Here is a 19,541-nt window from a genome sequence, read left to right on the forward strand (position 1 = left end):
ACCGCGCGCCTCGGCTGCGCTGCTGCGCGCTACTGCCGCGGCGACGGCGGCAGCGCCTTCAGGCGCCGCTGGAACGCCTGGAACCCGGGCGTGTCGCGCGTGAGTCCGACCAGCGATTCGGGCGGATACTTCGCGATGCGCGCCCGCCCGTTCGCGATGCGCGACTCCTCCAGCGGGTGCGAGCGGAACCAGGTGTCGAGGCCGTCGGGCTTGGACTTCCGCTCGGCGAGCAGGATCTCGAACATCTCCGGGACGCCCTGCGGGTCGATGCCGGCGCGCACGAGGTAGTCGATCGCGACCTTGTCCGCTTCGTCCTCGTCGGCCCGCGAGAAGCTGGCCATCGCGGCGTTGGCGCCCAGCGAGATGGCCGCCTGCCCGGTCTGGCTGCCGCAGACGCTTGGCAGGAAGATGCACACGCCGACGACGCCGACGTTGGTGCGCTGCGCCTTCTGCATCTGTTCCACCGAGTGCCGCTGCGTCACGTGGCCGATCTCGTGCCCGAGGACGCCGGCCACCTGCGCTAGGTTCGTGGCCCGCTCCATCAGGCCACGGTTCATATAGATGAAGCCGCCCGGCACCGCGAAGGCGTTCACGTCCGGGCTGTCGACGATGTAGAAGTGCCAGTCGAGATTGCGCGTGTCGGCGATGCGGGCCAACGAGTCGCCGAGTACGTTCATATACCGATTCAGTTCCGCGTCCTGCACCAGCGGCAGTTGGCGGTTGATTTCGGCGGCATAGCTGGCGCCCATCTCGACCTCCTGCTGGGTCGAGATCGCGCAAGCGCTGACGAGGGCCACACAGGCGAGGACAGTGACTGAGCGCATAAGATTGTTGACCCTAGCGAGGGACCTGAAGCGCCGCAAGGCGCGCGAGCGCCAGGGGCTCTTCGTGGCGGAAGGAATCCGCACCGTCGAGGGACTGCTCGCCTCGCCACTTCGCGTGCGGGGCATCTTGGTCAGCGACGCGCTCGGCGACGCGCCGCGCGGCGCCGCGCTGCTCGAGGCCTGTGCCGCGCGCGGGCTGGACGTCCAGCGGGTCAGCGCCGAGGACTTCGCCTCCGCCGCCGATACCGAGCAGCCGCAGGGCGTGCTCGCGGTCGCCGAGTGTCCGGCCCATTCGCTCGACGGCGTGGCCGTCGCCGCGACGATGCGCCTGCTCGTGCTCGATGGCATCCAGGATCCTGGTAACGTGGGTACGCTCCTGCGGACGGCGTCGGCACTCGGCTGCGCGGCCACCCTGGTGCTTCCCGGGACGGTGGATCCGTGGAACGCCAAGGTGGTGCGCAGCGCGGTCGGGCTGCAGTTCTCGCATCCGACTATCTCCTGTACGCCGGAGGAGATGCTGGCGTTCCTTAGCGCGCAGGGCGTCGCACTGTGGGGGGCGGACGCGACGGGCAGTTTGGTCGGGACCACCGCGGCTCCGGCGCGCCTGGCGCTCGCCGTCGGCAACGAGGGCGGCGGACTGACGCCGCCCGTGCGCGCGGCCTGTGCCGGATTGGTCGCCATCCCGATGGCCGCCGGGGCCGAGTCCTTGAACGTGGCCGTCGCCGCGGGCATCCTGTTGCACGTGCTCCGTCCCCCGACCTGACCGATGACGCCCCTCATCCTCGCCCTCTGGGCGACGATCTTCTTCTTGGGGGCCTCGCTCGGCTCCTTCTTGAACGTCTGCATTTCGCGCTGGCCGGCGGAGCTATCGGTCGTCGCGCCGCGCTCGCGCTGCCCGCGCTGCGAGCGGCCGATCGCCTGGTACGACAACATCCCCATCGTCTCCTGGCTGCTGCTGCGGGCCAAGTGCCGCGGCTGCGGGTTACCGATCAGTGCGCAGTATCCGCTCATCGAGCTGGCGGTCGGTGTCATCTGGGTGTTGGCCGTGTGGCACTTCGGACTTTCGCTCACCGCCGCCCGCATCGCCATCGCCGCCACCATCCTGCTCGGCGTCGTGATGACGGACCTGCAGCACTACGTGATTCCCGACGGCTTCACGCTCACCGGCTTCGCGCTGGGGCTGCTGCTGCCGCTGGTTGCGCTCGCGGTGGGCGAGCAGGGCCCCTTCGCCGGCCCCTGGGATGCCGTGATCGGTGCCTGCGCCGGCGCGGGGCTCATCGCCATCGTCGGCTGGCTCGGTGAGATCGCGCTTGGCAAGGAAGCGATGGGGCAGGGCGACGTCACGCTGATGGCGATGCTCGGCGCGATGGTCGGCCCCGAACGCAGCATTCTCACGATCTTCCTCGCGGCCGGCATCGGCGCCGTCGCCTTCCTCGGCCTCGTGCTGCCCATCGGCTGGTGGCGCGCGCGCCGCGCCGGCACCGCCTTCGAGACCCCGCTCGTGCCCTTCGGGGTATTCCTTGCACCAGCGGGAATGGTCGCGCTGCTCTGGGGCGACGCGCTCCTGCGCAGCTATCTCAACTTCGTCGGCCTCTAGCTCCGGACTGATGCACCGTCTCCTTTCGCTCGCCCTGCTCGTTGCCCTCGCCGCCTGCGGTGGCACGCCCTCCGTGGAGTACGACGGTCCCTACCGCGCCGAGGTGCGCCGGGCCATCCCGCAGCTCGAGAAGGCCACCGGTCTCAAGTTCACGTCGTCACCGCGCCTTGAAGAGCGCGACCGAGACGAAGTGCGCGAGTTCCTCGAGCGGCAGTTCGCCGAGCAGCTCTCGCCGCTGGAACTGGCGGGCATCGAGACCGCGTACAAGCGCTTCGGGATGATTCCCGACACGATGGACCTGCGCGCCTTTCTGCTCGACCTGCTCACGGAGCAGGTCGCGGGCTACTACGATCCCGAGACTCGCGTGCTCTACGTGGTGAAGGGCGGGTCGCCGGACATCATCGGCGTCACCATCAGCCACGAGCTGGTTCACGCGCTGCAGCATATGCACTTTCCGCTCGACACCACCCGCGCGCTCAAGGGCGACAACGACCGGCAGGTGGCGCTGCAGGCGATGGTCGAAGGCCAGGCCGTGTACGAGCAGATGACGATGATGCTCGGCGGGTCGGACTTCGGCCTGCGCCTGCCCGGCGGCTGGGATCAGGTGCGCGAGGTGATTCGCTCCGAGCAGGCGTCGATGCCCAAGTTCGCCAGCGCGCCGACGGTGCTGCAGGAGACCCTGCTGTTCCCGTATATCGCCGGCGCCGAGTTCATCCGTCAGTTCAAGCGTGCGCGCCCCGGCCAGGTGCCGTACGCGCCGCCGCCGTCATCCACCGAGCAGATCCTGCACCCCGAGAAGTACCTCGACTCCCTGCCCGACCTGCCGACGCGCGTGACGTTGGGGCCTCCGCGCGGCGCCAGCCTGCTGCACGAGGACAACTTCGGCGAGTTCGAGACGCGGCTCTTCCTTTATGAGCACCTGCGCGACGTCGGTGGGTCCGCGGCCGGTGCTGCCGGCTGGGACGGCGACCGCTACCAGGTCGTGCAGGTAGCCGGCGGCACGGGCGTGGTGTGGATCACGGTCTGGGATGACGCCGTCGAGGCCGCCGACTTCCGCGACCGGATGGAACGAATGGTGGAGCGCCGTTACGGGGCCGCGCGCGGCAGCGGCGGCGCAGGACCGCAACGCAACTGGACGCTCCGCGGGCGGCGCCTGCTGCTCGAGCAAGCCGAGTTGCAGGGGCGTGCCGTCGTGTTCTGGGAAGACCTGCCGGCCGCAGCACGGACGCCGGTGCTCGACCGCACTCGCGTGCGGCTCGAAGAGCCGTAAGCGGCTTAGGCGCCGAGCAGCCGGCGGCCGACGAAGGTCAGCACGCCGATCACCGCGCCGAGGAGGTAGCCGAGGTTCACGATCATCGTGAGCTCGCGCTGCGTGACGCCGCGGATGATCTCCTCGATCCGCGCGGTGCTGAAGCCCAGCACCTTGCGCTCGACGATGGCGGGGATGTCGAGCTGCTCCAGGACCTTGGGCAGCTCGCGCTCCATCCAGTCCCAGAGTGCCGGACCCGCCATCGCACCGAGGCGCGCCGCGGCGTCATCTGCCAGGAAGCGCGCCGGCCGTCCGATCGGGCGGTCGAGCAGGGCGGTGGCCCCGGTGGTCGCGCCCTCGGCCGCCAACTGCTGCACGCGCGGGGATCGTGCGGCCTCGAGCATCCAGCGCACGACCACATCTTCACCGATGGTGTCGAGCACCTCGCTCCAGGTCCGCGTCCCGGCGCGGCCCAGCGCGTCGTGCACGGCACGCTCGACGAAGGCCTTGGTACGTTCCTCGCCGGCCAGGCGCAGCACGGCATCGCCGAGGCGCGCCGCCGCCGAGCGGCTCTCGGCGTTGCGGCTCTCTTCGAGCAACTGCGCCGCCAGCTCCGCCGCCTGCACTGCCAGCTCGCGCCGGCGCGCTTCCGTGAGCACCTCGCTCACCGGCCGGTCGCCGACCTCGGTGCGCAAGCGGCCCAGCGCCTCGCGGACGCGGACTTCGAAGGCCGGCGTCGCCGTCCACGCCGCTACGCGCTCGCCGACGGCAGGGCCGAGCCCGGCGAGCGCGCGCTCGACTTCACCGAGCACCGCGGGTGGTAGTAGTTCTCGCAGCGAGCCGCGTTCGACCTCCAGCAACTGCCCGATCACTCCGGCCAACTTGCTGTCGAGCGTGTCGCGGAATCCGGCCCGGTGCAGTTCGTCGAGCAGGTCCTTCGGCGTGAGCAGCTTCTCGCCCACCGTCCTCCCGATGCTCTTGGCCAGCCGCGCCTTGTTCTTGGGGATCGCGCCGTGCAGGCCCCAGCGCCGCTCGTAGGGGTGGAACAGCATCCACACCGCGATGGCGTTCGTGACGCCGCCAGCGATCGTGCCGATGGCGATGCTCAGCAGCAGTTCCTGGAGCGTCGGGCTCATTGCGGGCCGTAGCGCCGGATGGCGGCGCGCACGAGCGGGTGCAGGGGCATCCGCTTGGGCTTCAGGATGGACCCGCGGCAGCGCCGAGCCTCGCAGCGGCAGGGGAAGCGCTTCTTGCGCGCCGGCGTGTGCGGTTCATCGAGCTCGATCGCGTAGTCGTACGCGAGCTCTTCGCCTGGCTGGATGTCCCGGATGGCCACGATCCACATATGGTCGCCGTACGCGATCGGCTCGCAATTCGGTTCACAGGAGTGGTTGATGAACCGCGCTTCGTTGCCGCCGGCGTTGGCATCGATCACACGGCGCTCGTCGAGCGTGAGCAGATAGGTGTGCTCGGGCTCCTCGTGCCCGTCGCTGGCGGTGGGATAGCGCCGCTCGCCCTCGGCCTCGCTGATCAGCTCGCCGGTGTACTCAATGATGCGCGTGCCGGCCGGGATGACGGCGGTGGCGTACACGCCCCGGCCGTGGCGGGGCGAACGGCGGACGACCCACGGACGCGGCATCGCTCAGGCGCGGGGGCGGGGGCGGGAGGGCAGGACGGGCACGGGGTCAAAGCTAACGGCACACCGGGACGTCGCGGGGCTGGCGCGGGTGGCGGCTTGCGTCCTTCGGGCGGATCGGGCGTCATTGCAGGTGAGGCCTATGACGAACGTCCCCGTACCTGAGCAGCCGACTGCCGACGATGACGCGCGCTGGCTCGCCTTCGCCGAGCCTCTGCGCGCCTTCCTGCGGCGCCGGGTGCCGACCGGCGTCGACGTCGATGACGTCGCGCAGGAGGTGTTCCTGCGCCTGGCCCGCCACCGCGCGACGATGGACGACGTGGACGACCTCGAGGCCTGGATCTTCCGCGTCGCGCGCTCGGCGTTGACGGACGCCTACCGCGCCGAACGCCGCCGCGCGGCGCGGGCGTCGGAGCTGGATCCGGATGCGCTGGCCGAGGAGCCCGAGCGCGGCGAAGACGCGCGGCTGGAGCTCTCGCGCTGCGTCCGCCCCTTCATCGCGACCCTGCCGCCGCATTATCGCCGCGCCATCGAGCTGACGGCCGTCGACGGCCTGACGCAGGAGGCCGCGGCGCAACGTGAGGGCATCTCGCTCTCGGGGATGAAGTCGCGCGTCCAGCGCGCCCGCGCGATGGTGCGGCACGAGATCCAGCAGTGCTGCGGCATCCAGCGCGACGCGCGCGGCACGGTGCAGGGCATCGGGGACGACGCCTGCGCCCCGCCTGCGTCCTTTCACCAGATCCAGCGTCCACGGAAGTAGCGGCGGACTGCCCCGCCGCCTCACTCACCACGGAGGCTGTATGAACGACGCGATGCTGTTGGGCGGTGCCGAGAACTGCTGCGAGGGCGGCGGTGGCGGATGTTGCGGCGGCGAGGAGACCGGCTGCTGCTAAGCGCCTGAACGGTCAATGCGTCGGTCCCGCCTCGGGAGCTTCCGGGGCGTCGGCCGGCGCACGACCCACCTCGTCGAACAGCGGCAGGCCTTCGGCGAAGCCGTTCGGTCGCGGCGGCAGCAGCATCGCGTGCAGCACTTCGTCCATCGTGCTCACGCAGGTGAAGGTCAGCGCGCCGCGCACCTCGGGCGGGATGTCCCGCAGGTCCTTTTCGTTGGCCTTGGGCAGCACCACCGTGCGCAGGCCGGCGCGATACGCCGCCAGCACCTTCTCCTTTACGCCACCGATCTCCAGCACGCGGCCGCGCAGCGTGACCTCGCCGGTCACCGCGACGTCGCGGCGCACCGGACGCCGGCTCATCACGCTGGCGATGGCCAGCGTCACCGCGACACCCGCGCTGGGACCATCCTTGGGCACCGAGCCCGCGGGGAAGTGCACGTGCAGGTCGCTGCCGCGCAGTTCGGGGTCGGCGACGCGCAGCGCGTGGCCGCGCGAACGCACGTAGCTGCACGCGGCATCCACCGACTCGCGCATCACGTCGCCCAGTTGGCCGGTGACGGTGAGCTTGCCGGTGCCCGGCATCATCAGGGCTTCGATCGTCATCAGCTCGCCGCCATTGGCCGTCCACGCCAAACCGGTGACCGTGCCGACCTCGGGTTCCTGCTCCGCTTCCTCCGGTGCGTAGCGCGGCGGGCCGAGCACATCCTCGATGCGCTCTTGGTCCACGATCCACGCGCCCTGCTCGCCCTCGGCCTTCCGCTTGGCGCGCTTGCGCATCAGCGCGGCGAGGTGCCGCTCGAAGGCGCGCAGGCCCGCCTCGCGCGCGTAGCGATTGGCGATCATCGAGAGCGCCTCGTCCGTGAACTGCAGGTCGTACTCGGTGATGCCGTGCTCTTCGAGCAGCCGCGGCAGCAGGTAGCGCCAGGCAATCTCGACCTTCTCCTCCACCGTGTAGCCGGCGATGCGGATCACCTCGAGGCGGTCGCGCAGCGCGTGCGGGATGTCGAACAGGTTGTTCGCCGTGCAGATGAACAGCACCGACGAGAGGTCGAAGGGCAGGTTCAGGTAGTGGTCGGTGAACGTCGAGTTCTGTGACGGATCAAGCACCTCGAGCATCGCCGCCGTCGGATCGCCGCTCGGGCCACCGGCGGTCATCTTGTCGATCTCATCGATCATCAGCACCGGGTCCTTCACCTGCACGCGGCGCAGCGCCTGCAACAGCAGACCCGGCAGCGAGCCCACGTAGGTGCGACGGTGACCGCGGATCTCGGCTTCGTCGCGCACGCCGCCCACCGAAATGCGATAGAACGCGCGCCCGATGCTCGCCGCGATGGCCTCGCCCAGCGAGGTCTTGCCCGTGCCCGGCGGCCCGACGAAGCAGAGGATTGGTCCGTGCGGGTCGCGCCCACGATCGCCCCGCAACTGCCGCACGGCGAGATACTCGAGGATGCGCTCCTTGGCTTCGTGCAGCCCGTAGTGCCGGCCGTCGAGCGCGCCCTCCACCTGCTCCAGCGCGACGCGGTCGTCGCCCGAGCGCTGCGTCCACGGCAGGGTCAGCACCCACTCCACGTAGTTGCGCAGCACCTGATGCTCGCTCGATGCCGTCGAGAGCGCGCGGAGCCGCTCGATCTCGCGCTTGGCCTCGGCTTCCACCTGCGGCGGGAGCTGCGCCTCGGCGACGCGCCGCAGCAGGTCCGCGATCTCGCCCTCGCCGCTGTCACCCTCGCCGAGTTCGGCGCGGATGGCCTGCAGTTGCTGGCGCAGGAAGAACTCGCGGTGATGGCGGTCCACGCGGCGTTCGGTCTCCTGCCGCACTTCCTCGTGCACCTTGGCGCGCGCGACCTCGCGCTCCCAGCGCTCGGCCAGGAACTCGAGGCGCGCGATGGGATCCACCAACTGCAGTGCCGCGTCCTTCTCGGCGGCACGCAAGCCGCCACGCGCCGCGGCGAGGTCGGCAAAGCGCGACGGCGCATCGGTCTCGCGGCGCAGCAGGGCCGGCAGCTCGGCCGGGAACGACGGGTCCAGCTCGGCGCGCGCGTCCGACGCCAACGCGATGCGATGCATCAGCGCGCGCGCGGCATCGCGGGGCACTTCCGTTGCCTCGCAGGCGCTCGCGCGCGCCGTTGGATACCCCGTGACCTCGTCCCGCACGCAGCCCGAGACCTGGACGCGTGAGAGCCCCTCGAGCGTTACCTGCGCCACCCCAGCCGAGATCGGCCGGCGGTCCACCAGCCGCACGAGCACGCCGATGCGCCCTTCGTGCGCGGCCAGCCCGCGCTCGCCCTCGTCGCCTTCGAGCAGGCAGATGGCCGCGGCGCCTTCGTCCGGGTGGGCCAGAAGCAGCGCCAGGTTGTCGGCGGAGGACACCTGCACGGCGATGCGGCCGTGCGGGAACACGATCGTCGAGCGCAGGGCCAGCAGCGGGAGGTCTGCCGGGAGGCTCGGCGGGGCGAGGGGGCGCGCAGGCACGCCCAAATGTAGGGCGGTTGCTCGCTTTCGCGCATCCTCGGCCGTCGCTGGGGTGCCGCCGGTGGTCAGTGACGCGGTTGTTACAATCTCTCAGAGGCCGTTACATTCCGAACTTCGCGCTCCAGTCCCGGTCCCGACGAGGTACCGCGGCGGTCCCTCTTCCTCCAGCCCGAAACCGCCGTCGTGCCTGCCCGGCTGCTCGCCACCGCCTGCTTTGTATTCGCGTTTATCGTTCCCGCCCGGGCGGCGGCGCAGGCAGGAACTCCCGATTCGGTTCGCCGGGCGCAGGAGCGGCAACGCCTGCCGGACGCGCCGGCCCCGTGGTACGAGCGACTCGCCTGGCGCGGCTACGCGCAGATTCGCTACAACCGCCTCTTCGAGACCAATCCCGACCTGAACTGCGCCCAGTGCGACCGTTCCATCGGCAACAACGGTGGCTTCTTCGTGCGGCGCGGTCGCCTGATCCTGTTCGGCAACGTGCATCCGCGCGTGTACATCTACGTCCAGCCCGACTACGGCAGCGACGCGGCCGGGAACCTGCACTACTTCCAGCTCCGCGATGCGTACTTCGACCTGTACCTGGACGAATCGCGCGCGCACCGCCTGCGCTTCGGGCAGAGCAAGGTGCCGTTCGGATTCGAGAACCTGCAGTCGTCGCAGAACCGCATCCCGCTGGACCGGCACGATGGGATGAATAGCGCCGTGGCCAACGAGCGTGACCTCGGGGTGATCTACTATTGGTCGCCGCCACAGGCCGCCGAACGGTTCCGTTCGCTGCTGTCGCGCGGGCTCAAGGGCAGCGGCGACTACGGTGTGTTCGGCTTCGGCCTGTATAACGGCCAGACGGCCAACCGCCCCGAAGCCAACAACTCGTCGCACGCGGTCGCGCGGCTGACGTATCCCTGGCGCCTCAAGTCCGGCCAGTTCGTGGAGACGTCGGTGCAGGGCTACACGGGGCGCGTCGTTCCGCCGGCCCGTACGGCTGGCGTCACTGGGCCACGCGAGTTTGTGGACGAGCGTGCAGCCGCGACGCTGGTGGTGTACCCGCAGCCGCTGGGCATCGTCGCGGAGTACGGCTTTGGCCGCGGCCCCGAGTTTGATCCCGGCGCGAACGCGATCACCTCGCAGCGCCTTGAGGGCGGGTTCGTGCAGTTGATGTACCGGGCGCAGCGTGGTGAGCAGGTGTTTATCCCGTTCCTGCGCCTGCACCGCTACGACGGCGGCAAGAAGGTCGAGCAGGACGCGCGCTCCTATGACGTCCACGAGTTCGAAGCGGGCGTCGAGTGGTCGCCGATTCCCAACTTCGAGTTGGCGGTGCAATACACCACGTCCAACCGACGGTTCGAGGACGCCGCCACCGTCGGGAACAGACAGAAGGGCCAGTTCCTGCGGATCCAGGCGCAGTTCAACTACTGAACGAGCTGAACAGCAGATCCAGGCGTAGGTCATCGCCTGAACAGGTGATCCGGGTGGGCCGCGCGTGACACCTCGCCGGCCTTGGCGGGTAGTAGCGGATATGACTCCACGTTCAGTCCGCTTGGTTCTCGTTGGTTTCGCCGTCATCGCTGCCTCCTGCGCCGAGTCGTCCGATCTCATCCCGCCGCCCGTGCTCGATGTTGTCGAGGGCGGCCCCGTGCGCGCCGAAGTGCTCGAGGAGCTCGCGCTGCCGGGTGAGGCCGTGGACGTTCGCTTCGTGAACAGTTCCGGCACGGAGTACTGGTTCAATCCCTGCGAACGGACAGTTGAGCGCCTGGTGGACGGGGTGTGGGTGAGCCTGGGCCAGGAGATGCGGCTCTGCACGGCCGTCGCCTACCTGCTGATGCCGAACGGACGGCGCACCGATCCCGTGGATGTACCGGGCGACCTCGGTCCGGGCACCTACCGCTTCCGCTTCGAGCTCAGGCCCCCGAGCACGACGGACGTCCGCGCGCGGCCCGCCAGTTCGACCTTCGAGGTCCAGTAGCGCGGAGGCCCCGGCAGGGCCCGTGAAGGCCTTGGAAGACGCCACCTAAGTGGTTATCCTTCAAGGCTCTATGTTCAACGAACTTTCCGAGAAACTGGAAGCCACCTTCGCCCGCCTGCGCGGGCGCGGGGTGCTCAGTGACGCCGACATCAAGGAGGGCCTGCGCGAGGTGCGCCGGGTCCTGCTCGAAGCCGACGTCTCCTTCCAGCTGACCGGAGAGTTCCTCGCGCGCGTCGAGAAGCGCGCGGTGGGCGTCAGCCAGCTCAAGACCGTCGCGCCGGCGCAGCAGCTCGTGAAGATCGTCTACGACGAGCTCACGTTGATGCTTGGCGAGCGCAAAGAAGGCCTCAAGCTCTCGTCGGTGCCGCCGACGGTCGTGCTGATGGTCGGCCTGCAGGGCTCCGGCAAGACGACGACCGCGGCCAAGCTCGCTCGCAAGCTGAAGGCCGAAGGCAAGGCGACTCGCCTCGTGGCCGCCGACGTGTACCGCCCCGCCGCCATCGACCAGCTCGAGACCCTCGGCCGCGACCTGCAGGTGCCCCTCTATGCGGACCGCGGCACGCAGGACGTGGTGAAGATTGCGAAGGCCGGCATCGAGCAGGCCAAGAAGGAGCGCGACCGCGTCGTCATCGTCGACACGGCCGGCCGCCTGCAGATCGACGACGAGATGATGCAGGAGCTGCGCCGCCTGAAGGACGCGGTGCAGCCCGATGAGATCCTGCTCGTCGCCGACGGAATGACCGGCCAGGACGCCGTGCGCATCGCGCAGGGCTTCAACGAGGCCCTGGGCGTGACCGGCGTCGTGCTCACCAAGATGGACGGTGACGCCCGCGGCGGTGCGGCGCTGTCGATCTACGGCGTCACCAAGAAGCCCATCAAGTACATCGGCGTCGGTGAGAAGTCCGACGCGCTCGAGGAGTTCCATCCCGACCGTATGGCGGGCCGCATCCTGCAGCAGGGTGACGTGCTCACGCTGGTCGAGAAGGCGCAGGCCACGTTCGATGCGGACGAGGCCAAGCGGATGGAGAAGAAGATCCGCAAGGAGGGAATGGACCTCCAGGACTTCCTCTCGGCGATGAAGCAGATGGAAAAGCTGGGCTCGATGCAGAACATCCTGAAGATGCTGCCCGGCGTGAACTCGAAGATGATGGCGCAGGCCAGCAAGGTGGACCCCAAGCGGATGAAGCACCTCGAGGCGATCGTGCTCTCGATGACGCCCGAGGAGCGCCGTACGCCGCAGCTGATCAACGGCTCGCGTCGCGCCCGCATCGGCAAGGGGGCCGGCCGCCCGGTGAGCGAGGTGAATCGCCTGCTCGAGCAGTTCCGGGATATGCAGAAGATGATGAAGCGGATGGCAGTGAAGAGATAGGACGGAGGACGGATGACGGATGCCACTTGCGGTTAGTTTCCGTCATTCGTCCAGTTTGGACCCTGGTGCGCACCGGAAACGCCGGACCGCGCGATGAGCCAGAGGGCAGTACGAAACCAGTAGCACCGAGGTATCTCCAATGGCAGTTCGCATTCGTCTCCGCCGTCAGGGGCGCAAGAAGTCCCCGACCTATCGCATCGTCGTCGCCGACGGCCGTTCGCCGCGCGATGGCAAGTTCATCGAGATCCTCGGGCAGTACGCGCCGCGGTCCGGTGAGCAGGCGATCCAGCTCAACGCCGAGCGCGCCAACTACTGGCTCGACAACGGCGCCCAGCCGTCCGACACCGTGCGCTCACTGCTGCGCAAGGCCGGCGTGCTCAAGGCCCGTCACGAGACGCGCCTGGCGTCCAAGCTGGCCGCCAAGGCCGTGCCGGTGAAGGAGTAATCCACGGCGTGTCGCTCCCCGACTGCGCGTCTGTGGGGCGGATCCGTCGCCCGCACGGCGTGCGCGGCGAGTTGGTGGTGGACGTGATGACAGACGAGCCAGGGGCGATCTTCGCTCCTGGCCGTCGTGTCTTTCAGGGGACCCACGACGGTGAGCTCTCGGTGGATCCACGCACCCGCGCGCCTCGCGAGCTCGTCGTCAGCTCCCTGCGGCCGATCAAGGACGGTTGGCTGATGCGCTTCGACGGCATCAACGACCGCACCGAGGCCGAAAAGTGGAACGGGCGCTATCTCCTCGTGCCGGTGGAAGAACTCTCCGAGCCCGAGGAGGGTGAGGTCTTCGCGCACGAGTTGGTGGGAATGCAACTCGTGGATGCCGGCTCGTCGGCAACGATCGGTGAGGTCATCGAGTTCTACGACCTGCCGCAGGGGCTGTTGCTGGAGTTCCGCACCAGCGCGGGCGCGGTGGCCAGCCTGCCATTCGTGGATGAGTTCGTGGACGCACTGGACCGCGAGGCTCGAACGATCCGGGTGCGCTTGCCCAACGGGTTGCTGGACGCCTAGCACGGCCGTCAGCGCCGCTCGCTGACGGCCTTCGCGTGGCCGAACGGATCGAAGCGCGGAATCCGGCGTCCGTCCACATCGGTGAAGCCGTACTCTGCGGCGAGGTCGGCGACGAAATGGATGCGTCCCGACTTCTTGATGGCGTGTTTGTCTGCCGCGAGGGCGACGACCGCGCGCCCGACGTACTCCACCGATTCGCTCAGGTCGTAGCGGAACTGGCGCTCGACGGCCTTGGAGGTCATCGCACGCTTGACACGCTCCGTCTGCATAAAGCCAGGCATCAGCGTCACCACGGCGAGCTTGCTCTTCTTGGCGTCGGCGGCCATCCCCAGCAGCAGGCGGTTGATTGTCGTGTGACTCAGGTCGTAGAGCAGCATTCCGTTGTACTCGCCCGCCGATGCGCCCGTGAGCACCTCCGCCGGGGTGCCGTCCAGGAAGCCGTCCGTCACGCCGACGATCAGCCCTCGCTTCCGCCGGGCCATCAGCCGCGCCGCGTGAAATGCCGTCAGGTAGTAGGCGCGAGGTCCTGCATCCATCATCCGCCGCCACTCGGAGGTGGATCGCTCCCAGAACGGGGTCCCCCACCCAGCCATCGCCTCGTCAGGGGCCGAGGTGCCGTCGGCCGCGCCCCAGACTGCGCTGGCAAGGACATCGAGCGCCCCCTGTTCACGCTCCACACGCGCGAAGAGTTCGGCGACTTCCGTCTCGCTGGTGCAGTCGGTGCGGACCGGAATCCCGATGCCGCCGCGTGCCGTCACGGCCTCCGCCGTCTCCTCGATGGTGCCGGGCGCGCCGTCGCTTGGCGGTGGACCGCCGCGGGTTGATCGGCCGACCACGTACACCGTCGCGCCCGCGTCGCCAAGCGCAAGCGCGATGCCTCGCCCTGCGCCGCGGCTCGCCCCGGCGACCACCGCGACCCTTCCGGTGAGTGTTGCCATACGCCTTGCCTCCACGTTTCGGTAGATTCTTACTGGCCGTACAGTTATCATCTAAATGGCCATTTAGTTACTGTCAAGCACCCCCTCCCCCCCCCAGGCGATGAGCCCACGCCCGCGAAAGATTTCCGACGACCAGGTCTTCGAGGCCCTGACCCGGGTGATGCAGCGCGTCCCCGCTGCGTCGCTGACGCTCGCCGAGGTCGGTGCGGAGGCGGGCGTCACGGCGAGCGCGCTCTCCCAGCGGTTTGGTTCGAAGCAGGCGCTGTTGCGTGCGCTGAACGCCCGCTTCGCCGAGGGCACCCCGGAACTGCTGGAATCCATCCGCGAGCGGCACGCGTCGCCGGTCGCGGCCATCCGTGCGTGGGCCGAAGGATTTGCCTGGCTCATCGCCACGCCCTCCTCGCTGGCGCATCACCTCGGATATCTCCAGATGGACCTGTCCGATGAGGTGATGTTCACGCACCTGCAGAAGGCCACCCGCGCGACGCGCCGTACGTTGGCGCAGTGGGTGGCGGAGGCGGTGCAGGCCGGTGAGCTGCAGCCGGGCACGGACCCCGCAGCACTGGCGCGCCTGCTGCTGGCGACGGCGAACGGCTCGATGATGACGTACGCGCTTCTACGCCAGGGCAAGCCGGTCGAGTGGATCCGGGCGGACGTCGAGCTCGCCCTCGGGCCGTTTCGGGTGCCCGCGCGCTAAGTTCTACCGGTGCTCTCCATCAACCTCATCTCGATCTTCCCGGACTTCTTTGCCGGTCCGCTGGGGCTCAGCATCCCCAAGCGCGCCGCCGAGGCGGGGCTGGTGCGCTACAACTGCGTGGACCTGCGCGCCTTCGCCACCGACAAGCACAAGACCGTGGACGATGCGCCCTTTGGCGGCGGGCCGGGAATGGTGATGAAGCCGGCGCCCTTCTTCGACGCGGTCGAGAGCGTCGGCGCGACGAAGCCAATCGTGTTGCTGTCCCCGCGCGGCAAGGTGTTCAGCCACGCCGATGCCCTGCGCTTTGCCGAGGGCACGGAGCTCACGCTGCTCTGCGGCCACTACAAGGACGTCGACCAGCGCGTGGCGGACCACTTGGCGACCGAGGAGATCTCGCTGGGCGACTTCGTGCTCAGCGGGGGCGAGCCGGCGGCGCTGGCCGTGGTGGATGCCGTCGTCCGGCTGCTGCCCGGGGCGATGAGCGACATCGAATCCGCCCGGACGGACTCCTTCTACGACCGGGGGCTCTCGGCCCCCTCCTACACCCGGCCAGCGGAGTATCGCGGGCATAAGGTGCCGGAGGTGCTCTTGAGCGGGAATCACGCCGAGATCGAGCGCTGGCGGCGGGAAGAAGGGGAGCGCCTGACCCGGGAGCGCCGGGGCTAGGCCCCGTTGCGCAAGCTCAAATCCGGCAGTAGCTTACAAGGCTCAACTCTGTCACCTCAGCGGGCCGCAACGCGCCCGGAGTCACATATGCACGCTTTCACCGAAACTCAGAAGGAATACCTGAAGTCCGTGCCCGCTTTCCGCGCCGGCGACACGCTGCGCGTGAACGTGCGCGTGAAGGAAGGCGAGAAGGAGCGCCTTCAGGCGTTCGAGGGCGTGTGCATCGGCCGCAAGGGCGCCGGCGTCTCGGCGACCTTCACGGTCCGCAAGATCTCCAACGGCGTGGGCGTGGAGCGCATCTTCCCGCTGCACTCGCCGATGCTGGCCGAGATCAAGGTCGTGCGCCGTGGCCGCGTGCGCCGCGCCAAGCTCTTCTATCTCCGCAACGTGACCGGCAAGGCCGCGCGTATCGCCGAGAAGAAGGTGCGCGTGCAGGTGCCGACCACGGGCGAGGCCGCGCAGGCCTGAGCCGCGCCACGTGGCTGGCGGCTGGAGCGCCCTCGAGCGTTCGCTGCGCGCCGCCGGTGCGCTGCACATCGCCGGAGTGGATGAAGTCGGACGGGGCCCCCTAGCGGGCCCCGTCGTCGTTTGTGCCGTCGTGATGCCCGCTGGCCGCCGCGCCATCGCTGGCGTCACGGACTCCAAGCAGCTCAAGGCCGCCGAGCGTGAGCGCTTGGCGCTGCGCATCCGGCAGGATGCCGTGGCGCTGCGCGTGGCCGCCGCCAGCGTGAACGAAATCGCCCGCTGGAACATCTACCAGGCCACCGTGCGGGCGATGGCGCGCGCGCTGGCGCGCCTGCCCGTGCCGCCGGACGAGGTGCTGGTGGACGGCAAGCCGATAAAGACCCTCGGCGTGGCGCACCACGCCGTCGTCGGCGGGGATGCGCGCTGCTACTCGATCGCCTGCGCCAGCATCGTGGCCAAGGTCCTGCGTGACCGGTTGATGACACGGTTGGCCGCCCGCTATCGAGACTACGCCTGGGAGGCGAATGCGGGGTATGGGACTCCGGCGCATCTCGCGGCGCTGCGCGCGCACGGATTGACGCCGCATCATCGTGTGGCCTTCTGCCGGACCGCCCTTGGCGGCCAACTGGAGCTCTGACCGGCCCGGCCGATGTGACGCGGGGGGCCGTCCCTGCAGTCAACGGGAGTATGGACGACCTGACCGACGCGGAATTGGTGGCGGAAACCAGGCGGGGCAACCAGCGGGCGTTCGCGGCGCTGCTGCGCCGGTACCAGGACCGGCACGCGCGCTTCGCGGCGCGAATGCTGGGTGATGCCGACGATGCCGATGACGTGCTGCAGTCGGTGTTCGTGCGGGCCTTCCGCCACATCGGGGACTGCGAGGATCCGTCGCGGTTCGGGGCTTGGCTGCACCGGATCGTGGTGAATGAATGCCGTACCTTTGCGGCGCGACGGGGGCAGCGTGAGCTGCGGTTCGTACGCGAGCCGCTGACGCTTGATGGGCTCGAGGCGCCGGGGGCTGAGGGCGACCCAGCGTTGCGGGCGCGCATCGGGGCCGCGGTGGCGGAGTTGCCGGTGGAGATGCGCGAGGCGTTCCTGCTCAAGCACGTCGAGGAACTGGAGTATGAGGAGATGGCGGAGCTGACCGGGGCGGGAGTCTCCGCGCTGAAGATGCGAGTGAAGCGGGCAATCGAACGGCTGCGCGAGCAGCTTGCGGAGGTGGCATATGTCTGACGGAACGGAGCGGATGGACACGGAAGAGTTTGCGGCGCGCGTCGCGGCACCGCTGAAGGCGCCGGTGGCGCTGCGCGCGGACTTCGAGGCGCGGGTGATGGCCCAGGTGGCGGAGGCGGCGCGTCCCTGGTGGCGGCGTCGGCGGCAGATCGCGTTGTCGCCGCTGGGCGGCCTCGCGCTGGCGGCCGGCTTCGGCGCGCTGATGGTGCTCGGCGGCTACGGCCTTGGGGCGCGGCAGGCCGCGTCGGCACCAAGCGCGGCACCGGGCGTGCAGATCGTGCGCTTCGTCCTCGATGCGCCAGACGCGCAGTCGGTAATGCTCGCCGGCGACTTCAACGGATGGTCGCGCGTGGCGACGCCGATGGAAGCCGTCGACGGCACGGGCCGCTGGGCGGTCACGCTGACGTTGCCGTTCGGGCGCCACGAGTACGCGTTCGTGGTCGACGGCGAGCGTTGGGTGGCTGATCCCTATGCGCAGACGGCGCGCGACGAGTTCGGGCAGGAGAGCTCGGTGATGCGGCTCGAAGCTGAACCGCGTCGCGGGGCTTAGCCTGCCGCGAACTCCGGCGGTGGCGTTGGTGCTGGCGTGCGGCTTCGTGGCCGCACGCGGGGCGTTGCCTGCGCAGGAGCTGAACGCGTCGCTGGGCCTCGGTGCCTCGCGGGTGGAGTTCGCCGATGAGCCGGCGTTCGGCTCGACGACCATCAGCCCGACCATCACAATGTCCGGCGCGCGCGGCAGTCTCGGAGTGGGTGGGACCTTTGCGCGGGTCGGGCTCGCGAGTTGGTCCCGCCAAGGCGTGCTGCAGGGTTCGCTGTTCTCGCCGGTGTCGTCTGGCGGGTGGATGTTTGAAGGCAGCGGCACCGCTGGCGGGGCGCGCTTTCCGAGCGGATTCGCCACGGGGCAGGGCCTCGGCGCGCTGCGTCTGCACCGCGTGGGTGCGAAAGGGTCTGGCTGGGCGGGCGGAGCCGGTGGTGCGATGTACGACGGCGCCGACTGGCGACACGTGCAGCAACTGGAACTCGGCGGGATGCTCAGCGGCGCGCGCGCGCGCCTCACGGTGATGTTGACGCCCGCCGCCGTGGACGACACGCTGCGGTACGCTGACCTCTTGGGAATGTACGGCACGGCCGTCGGGCCGTTGGATGTGTCGCTGTCGCTGGGTGGCCGGGCGGGCGCGACCCTCCCGATCGTGGGTGGCGACGCCCGGGTGTGGGGTGGCGCGAACTTCAATTGGTGGGTGCAGCCGCGCATCGCGCTCACCACCGGCGTGGGCACCTACCCGGTGGATCTCGCGCAGGGGTTTCCGGCCGGACGGTATGTCAGCGTCGGTCTGCGCTTCGGCGCGCGGCGCAGCCTCACGGCGATTGCCCAAGCGTCGGCGCGGGCGACGGCCGCTGCGGCGCGGGATGCGGGCGTCGATGCGTTCAGCCTGCGTCCCGACGGTGAGGCGGGCGTCGCGATTCGTGTGCGGGCGGCCGGTGCAGCTCGCGTCGAGGTGGCGGGGGACCTGACTCGCTGGGCGCCGGTGCGCCTCGAGCCGGCCGGTGACGGGTGGTGGTGGGCGCGGCTGCCTGCGAGCGGCAGCGAGGTCATCGAGTTGGCCCTGCGCGTGGACGGCGGCCCCTGGCTCACGCCTCCGGGTGCGGATCCCGTACGGGATGAGTTCGGCGGAATGAGCGGTCGTGTGACGCTGCGCGGTCGGTTGTGACGCGGCGCGAGGGACCTGCGGTCTCTGGAGCGAACCTCCAGCAGGAGCACGAACGATGCAACGGACAATGGAGCGGACGATGAAGCGGTTCACGACGGTGTTGGCGGCGATGGTGGCGTTCTCGGCAGGCGCGGGTGCGCAGGTGCCGACGGATGTCGATGCGCGGCTGCGCGAAGTCTTGCCAGCGGACGTGGCGGACCGAGTGCTGGCGCGAATCGCCGAGGCGCGCAGCCGGCAGTTGCCGCCGCAGGCGGTGACGGCGCTGGAGAACCGGGCGCTGAAGTTTGCGTCCCGCGGCGTCGCGCCGGCCGAGGTGGAGCGTGCCGTGGGCGAGCACGCGCACCGGATGCAGCAGGCGCGTACGGCGATCGAAGCGGGCCGTGGCCGCGCGGCGTTGGGCGACGAGATTGACGCCGGCGCCGAGGCGATGCGCCAGGGCGTGGATGGCTCGGCGGTGAGCGCGTTGGCGCAGTCCGCACCGTCGGGCCGCTCGCTGGCGGTGCCGCTGTACGTGATTGGGTCGCTGGTGGAACGCGGCTTGCCGTCGGATCAGGCGCTGCAGCGGGTGCAGGAGCGGCTGACCGCCCGTGCGAGCGACCGCGACCTGGAGCGGATGGCGCGCGAGCAGGCCCGTGGCCGTCCGGAAGGCGTGGGTCCCGGGATGCGCCCGACCGATCGCCCGGGCGCCACGGGGCGTCCGGAGAACCTGCCCGCGACGGGTGGCCGGCCGGCGACGACGCCGCGCCCGACGCCGCCGGCGGGTCCGGGCCGGCCGTAAGCGAGCCGGAGCGGAGCGGGGACGCGGCACGGAGCACTGGCTTCGTG

Annotated in this window: 22 protein-coding genes; 17 read left to right on the plus strand and 5 right to left on the minus strand. The window is 69.9% G+C overall.

Translation table 11 applies throughout. The features are described from left to right. Positions 1-29: 29 nt before the first annotated feature. Complete coding sequence (locus tag KF689_03825) at positions 30-824, minus strand: M48 family metalloprotease (protein MBX3132507.1); 795 nt, start codon at positions 822-824, stop codon at positions 30-32. A 7-nt stretch (positions 825-831) separates the two neighbouring features. On the opposite strand from KF689_03825, the gene KF689_03830 reads away from it, so the two are divergent. From KF689_03830 to KF689_03840, 3 genes are read left to right on the plus strand one after another with little or no spacing between them, the layout of a single operon-like run. Next, positions 832-1,587: an RNA methyltransferase gene (locus KF689_03830; protein ID MBX3132508.1), complete on the plus strand. Its 756-nt coding sequence runs from the start codon at positions 832-834 to the stop codon at positions 1,585-1,587. A 3-nt stretch (positions 1,588-1,590) separates the two neighbouring features. Next, complete coding sequence (locus KF689_03835; protein MBX3132509.1) at positions 1,591-2,421, plus strand: prepilin peptidase; 831 nt, start codon at positions 1,591-1,593, stop codon at positions 2,419-2,421. Positions 2,422-2,431: 10 nt separating this feature from the next. After that, positions 2,432-3,691: a hypothetical protein gene (locus tag KF689_03840; protein MBX3132510.1), complete on the plus strand. Its 1,260-nt coding sequence runs from the start codon at positions 2,432-2,434 to the stop codon at positions 3,689-3,691. 5 nt (positions 3,692-3,696) lie between these two features. On the opposite strand, the gene KF689_03845 is transcribed toward KF689_03840, so the two are convergent. Then, positions 3,697-4,806, minus strand: a complete 1,110-nt coding sequence (locus tag KF689_03845) for a DUF445 family protein (protein ID MBX3132511.1) — start codon at positions 4,804-4,806, stop codon at positions 3,697-3,699. Continuing rightward, entirely contained in the window at positions 4,803-5,309 is a 507-nt protein-coding gene (locus KF689_03850; protein ID MBX3132512.1) for an SET domain-containing protein-lysine N-methyltransferase, read from the minus strand. Before KF689_03850 ends, KF689_03845 begins: the two co-directional genes overlap by 4 nt. A gap of 139 nt (positions 5,310-5,448) precedes the next feature. On the opposite strand from KF689_03850, the gene KF689_03855 reads away from it, so the two are divergent. Then, on the plus strand, positions 5,449-6,066 hold the full coding sequence (locus KF689_03855) for a sigma-70 family RNA polymerase sigma factor (protein MBX3132513.1): 618 nt from the start codon (positions 5,449-5,451) through the stop codon (positions 6,064-6,066). Positions 6,067-6,211: 145 nt separating this feature from the next. On the opposite strand, the gene lon is transcribed toward KF689_03855, so the two are convergent. Next, positions 6,212-8,668 carry an endopeptidase La gene (lon, locus tag KF689_03860; GenBank protein ID MBX3132514.1) on the minus strand — a complete coding sequence of 819 codons (2,457 nt, stop codon included), beginning with the start codon at positions 8,666-8,668 and terminating at the stop codon, positions 6,212-6,214. Between the two features lie 183 nt (positions 8,669-8,851). Between lon and KF689_03865 the strand changes: the two genes are divergently transcribed. The 5 genes from KF689_03865 (at position 8,852) to rimM (ending at position 13,008) form a co-directional block, all read left to right on the plus strand. Continuing rightward, positions 8,852-10,084, plus strand: coding sequence for a porin (locus KF689_03865; GenBank protein MBX3132515.1), 1,233 nt, complete (start codon positions 8,852-8,854; stop codon positions 10,082-10,084). Positions 10,085-10,184: 100 nt separating this feature from the next. Next, on the plus strand, positions 10,185-10,631 hold the full coding sequence (locus KF689_03870) for a hypothetical protein (GenBank protein ID MBX3132516.1): 447 nt from the start codon (positions 10,185-10,187) through the stop codon (positions 10,629-10,631). Positions 10,632-10,701: 70 nt separating this feature from the next. After that, positions 10,702-12,000: a signal recognition particle protein gene (gene ffh / locus KF689_03875; GenBank protein ID MBX3132517.1), complete on the plus strand. Its 1,299-nt coding sequence runs from the start codon at positions 10,702-10,704 to the stop codon at positions 11,998-12,000. A gap of 139 nt (positions 12,001-12,139) precedes the next feature. Then, entirely contained in the window at positions 12,140-12,445 is a 306-nt protein-coding gene (gene rpsP, locus KF689_03880; protein MBX3132518.1) for a 30S ribosomal protein S16, read from the plus strand. Between the two features lie 32 nt (positions 12,446-12,477). After that, positions 12,478-13,008, plus strand: a complete 531-nt coding sequence (gene rimM, locus KF689_03885; GenBank protein ID MBX3132519.1) for a 16S rRNA processing protein RimM — start codon at positions 12,478-12,480, stop codon at positions 13,006-13,008. An 8-nt stretch (positions 13,009-13,016) separates the two neighbouring features. Here rimM and KF689_03890 read toward each other — a convergent pair whose 3' ends face one another. Then, positions 13,017-13,946: an SDR family NAD(P)-dependent oxidoreductase gene (locus KF689_03890; protein MBX3132520.1), complete on the minus strand. Its 930-nt coding sequence runs from the start codon at positions 13,944-13,946 to the stop codon at positions 13,017-13,019. Positions 13,947-14,046: 100 nt separating this feature from the next. On the opposite strand from KF689_03890, the gene KF689_03895 reads away from it, so the two are divergent. The 8 genes from KF689_03895 to KF689_03930 all read left to right on the plus strand — a co-directional run bounded on the left by KF689_03895 (position 14,047) and on the right by KF689_03930 (position 19,494). Further along, positions 14,047-14,643, plus strand: a complete 597-nt coding sequence (locus tag KF689_03895; protein ID MBX3132521.1) for a TetR/AcrR family transcriptional regulator — start codon at positions 14,047-14,049, stop codon at positions 14,641-14,643. Positions 14,644-14,652: 9 nt separating this feature from the next. After that, positions 14,653-15,309, plus strand: coding sequence for a tRNA (guanosine(37)-N1)-methyltransferase TrmD (gene trmD, locus KF689_03900; protein MBX3132522.1), 657 nt, complete (start codon positions 14,653-14,655; stop codon positions 15,307-15,309). Positions 15,310-15,396: 87 nt separating this feature from the next. Beyond that, positions 15,397-15,777 carry a 50S ribosomal protein L19 gene (gene rplS, locus KF689_03905; GenBank protein ID MBX3132523.1) on the plus strand — a complete coding sequence of 127 codons (381 nt, stop codon included), beginning with the start codon at positions 15,397-15,399 and terminating at the stop codon, positions 15,775-15,777. Between the two features lie 10 nt (positions 15,778-15,787). Beyond that, positions 15,788-16,411, plus strand: a complete 624-nt coding sequence (locus KF689_03910) for a ribonuclease HII (protein MBX3132524.1) — start codon at positions 15,788-15,790, stop codon at positions 16,409-16,411. A gap of 50 nt (positions 16,412-16,461) precedes the next feature. Next, entirely contained in the window at positions 16,462-17,007 is a 546-nt protein-coding gene (locus KF689_03915) for a sigma-70 family RNA polymerase sigma factor (GenBank protein MBX3132525.1), read from the plus strand. Continuing rightward, a complete protein-coding gene (locus KF689_03920; protein MBX3132526.1) occupies positions 17,000-17,557 on the plus strand; it encodes an isoamylase early set domain-containing protein in 558 nt (185 codons plus the stop codon). Before KF689_03915 ends, KF689_03920 begins: the two co-directional genes overlap by 8 nt. A 19-nt stretch (positions 17,558-17,576) precedes the next feature. Further along, a complete protein-coding gene (locus KF689_03925) occupies positions 17,577-18,716 on the plus strand; it encodes a hypothetical protein (GenBank protein ID MBX3132527.1) in 1,140 nt (379 codons plus the stop codon). 79 nt (positions 18,717-18,795) lie between these two features. After that, entirely contained in the window at positions 18,796-19,494 is a 699-nt protein-coding gene (locus KF689_03930; protein MBX3132528.1) for a hypothetical protein, read from the plus strand. The last annotated feature ends 47 nt before the right edge of the window (positions 19,495-19,541 follow it).

It is taken from the genome of Gemmatimonadaceae bacterium, from assembly GCA_019637355.1.
GTDB lineage: Bacteria > Gemmatimonadota > Gemmatimonadetes > Gemmatimonadales > Gemmatimonadaceae > Pseudogemmatithrix.

Excerpts from the sequence above, each read along its gene's own strand:
- KF689_03825 (MBX3132507.1), bottom strand. The coding sequence starts at position 824 with ATGCGCTCAGTCACTGTCCTCGCCTGTGTGGCCCTCGTCAGCGCTTGC.
- KF689_03835 (MBX3132509.1), top strand. The coding sequence starts at position 1,591 with ATGACGCCCCTCATCCTCGCCCTCTGGGCGACGATCTTCTTCTTGGGG.
- KF689_03840 (MBX3132510.1), top strand. The coding sequence starts at position 2,432 with ATGCACCGTCTCCTTTCGCTCGCCCTGCTCGTTGCCCTCGCCGCCTGC.
- KF689_03845 (MBX3132511.1), bottom strand. The coding sequence starts at position 4,806 with ATGAGCCCGACGCTCCAGGAACTGCTGCTGAGCATCGCCATCGGCACG.
- KF689_03850 (MBX3132512.1), bottom strand. The coding sequence starts at position 5,309 with ATGCCGCGTCCGTGGGTCGTCCGCCGTTCGCCCCGCCACGGCCGGGGC.
- KF689_03855 (MBX3132513.1), top strand. The coding sequence starts at position 5,449 with ATGACGAACGTCCCCGTACCTGAGCAGCCGACTGCCGACGATGACGCG.
- KF689_03870 (MBX3132516.1), top strand. The coding sequence starts at position 10,185 with ATGACTCCACGTTCAGTCCGCTTGGTTCTCGTTGGTTTCGCCGTCATC.
- ffh (MBX3132517.1), top strand. The coding sequence starts at position 10,702 with ATGTTCAACGAACTTTCCGAGAAACTGGAAGCCACCTTCGCCCGCCTG.
- rpsP (MBX3132518.1), top strand. The coding sequence starts at position 12,140 with ATGGCAGTTCGCATTCGTCTCCGCCGTCAGGGGCGCAAGAAGTCCCCG.
- KF689_03890 (MBX3132520.1), bottom strand. The coding sequence starts at position 13,946 with ATGGCAACACTCACCGGAAGGGTCGCGGTGGTCGCCGGGGCGAGCCGC.
- KF689_03895 (MBX3132521.1), top strand. The coding sequence starts at position 14,047 with ATGAGCCCACGCCCGCGAAAGATTTCCGACGACCAGGTCTTCGAGGCC.
- rplS (MBX3132523.1), top strand. The coding sequence starts at position 15,397 with ATGCACGCTTTCACCGAAACTCAGAAGGAATACCTGAAGTCCGTGCCC.
- KF689_03915 (MBX3132525.1), top strand. The coding sequence starts at position 16,462 with ATGGACGACCTGACCGACGCGGAATTGGTGGCGGAAACCAGGCGGGGC.
- KF689_03920 (MBX3132526.1), top strand. The coding sequence starts at position 17,000 with ATGTCTGACGGAACGGAGCGGATGGACACGGAAGAGTTTGCGGCGCGC.
- KF689_03930 (MBX3132528.1), top strand. The coding sequence starts at position 18,796 with ATGAAGCGGTTCACGACGGTGTTGGCGGCGATGGTGGCGTTCTCGGCA.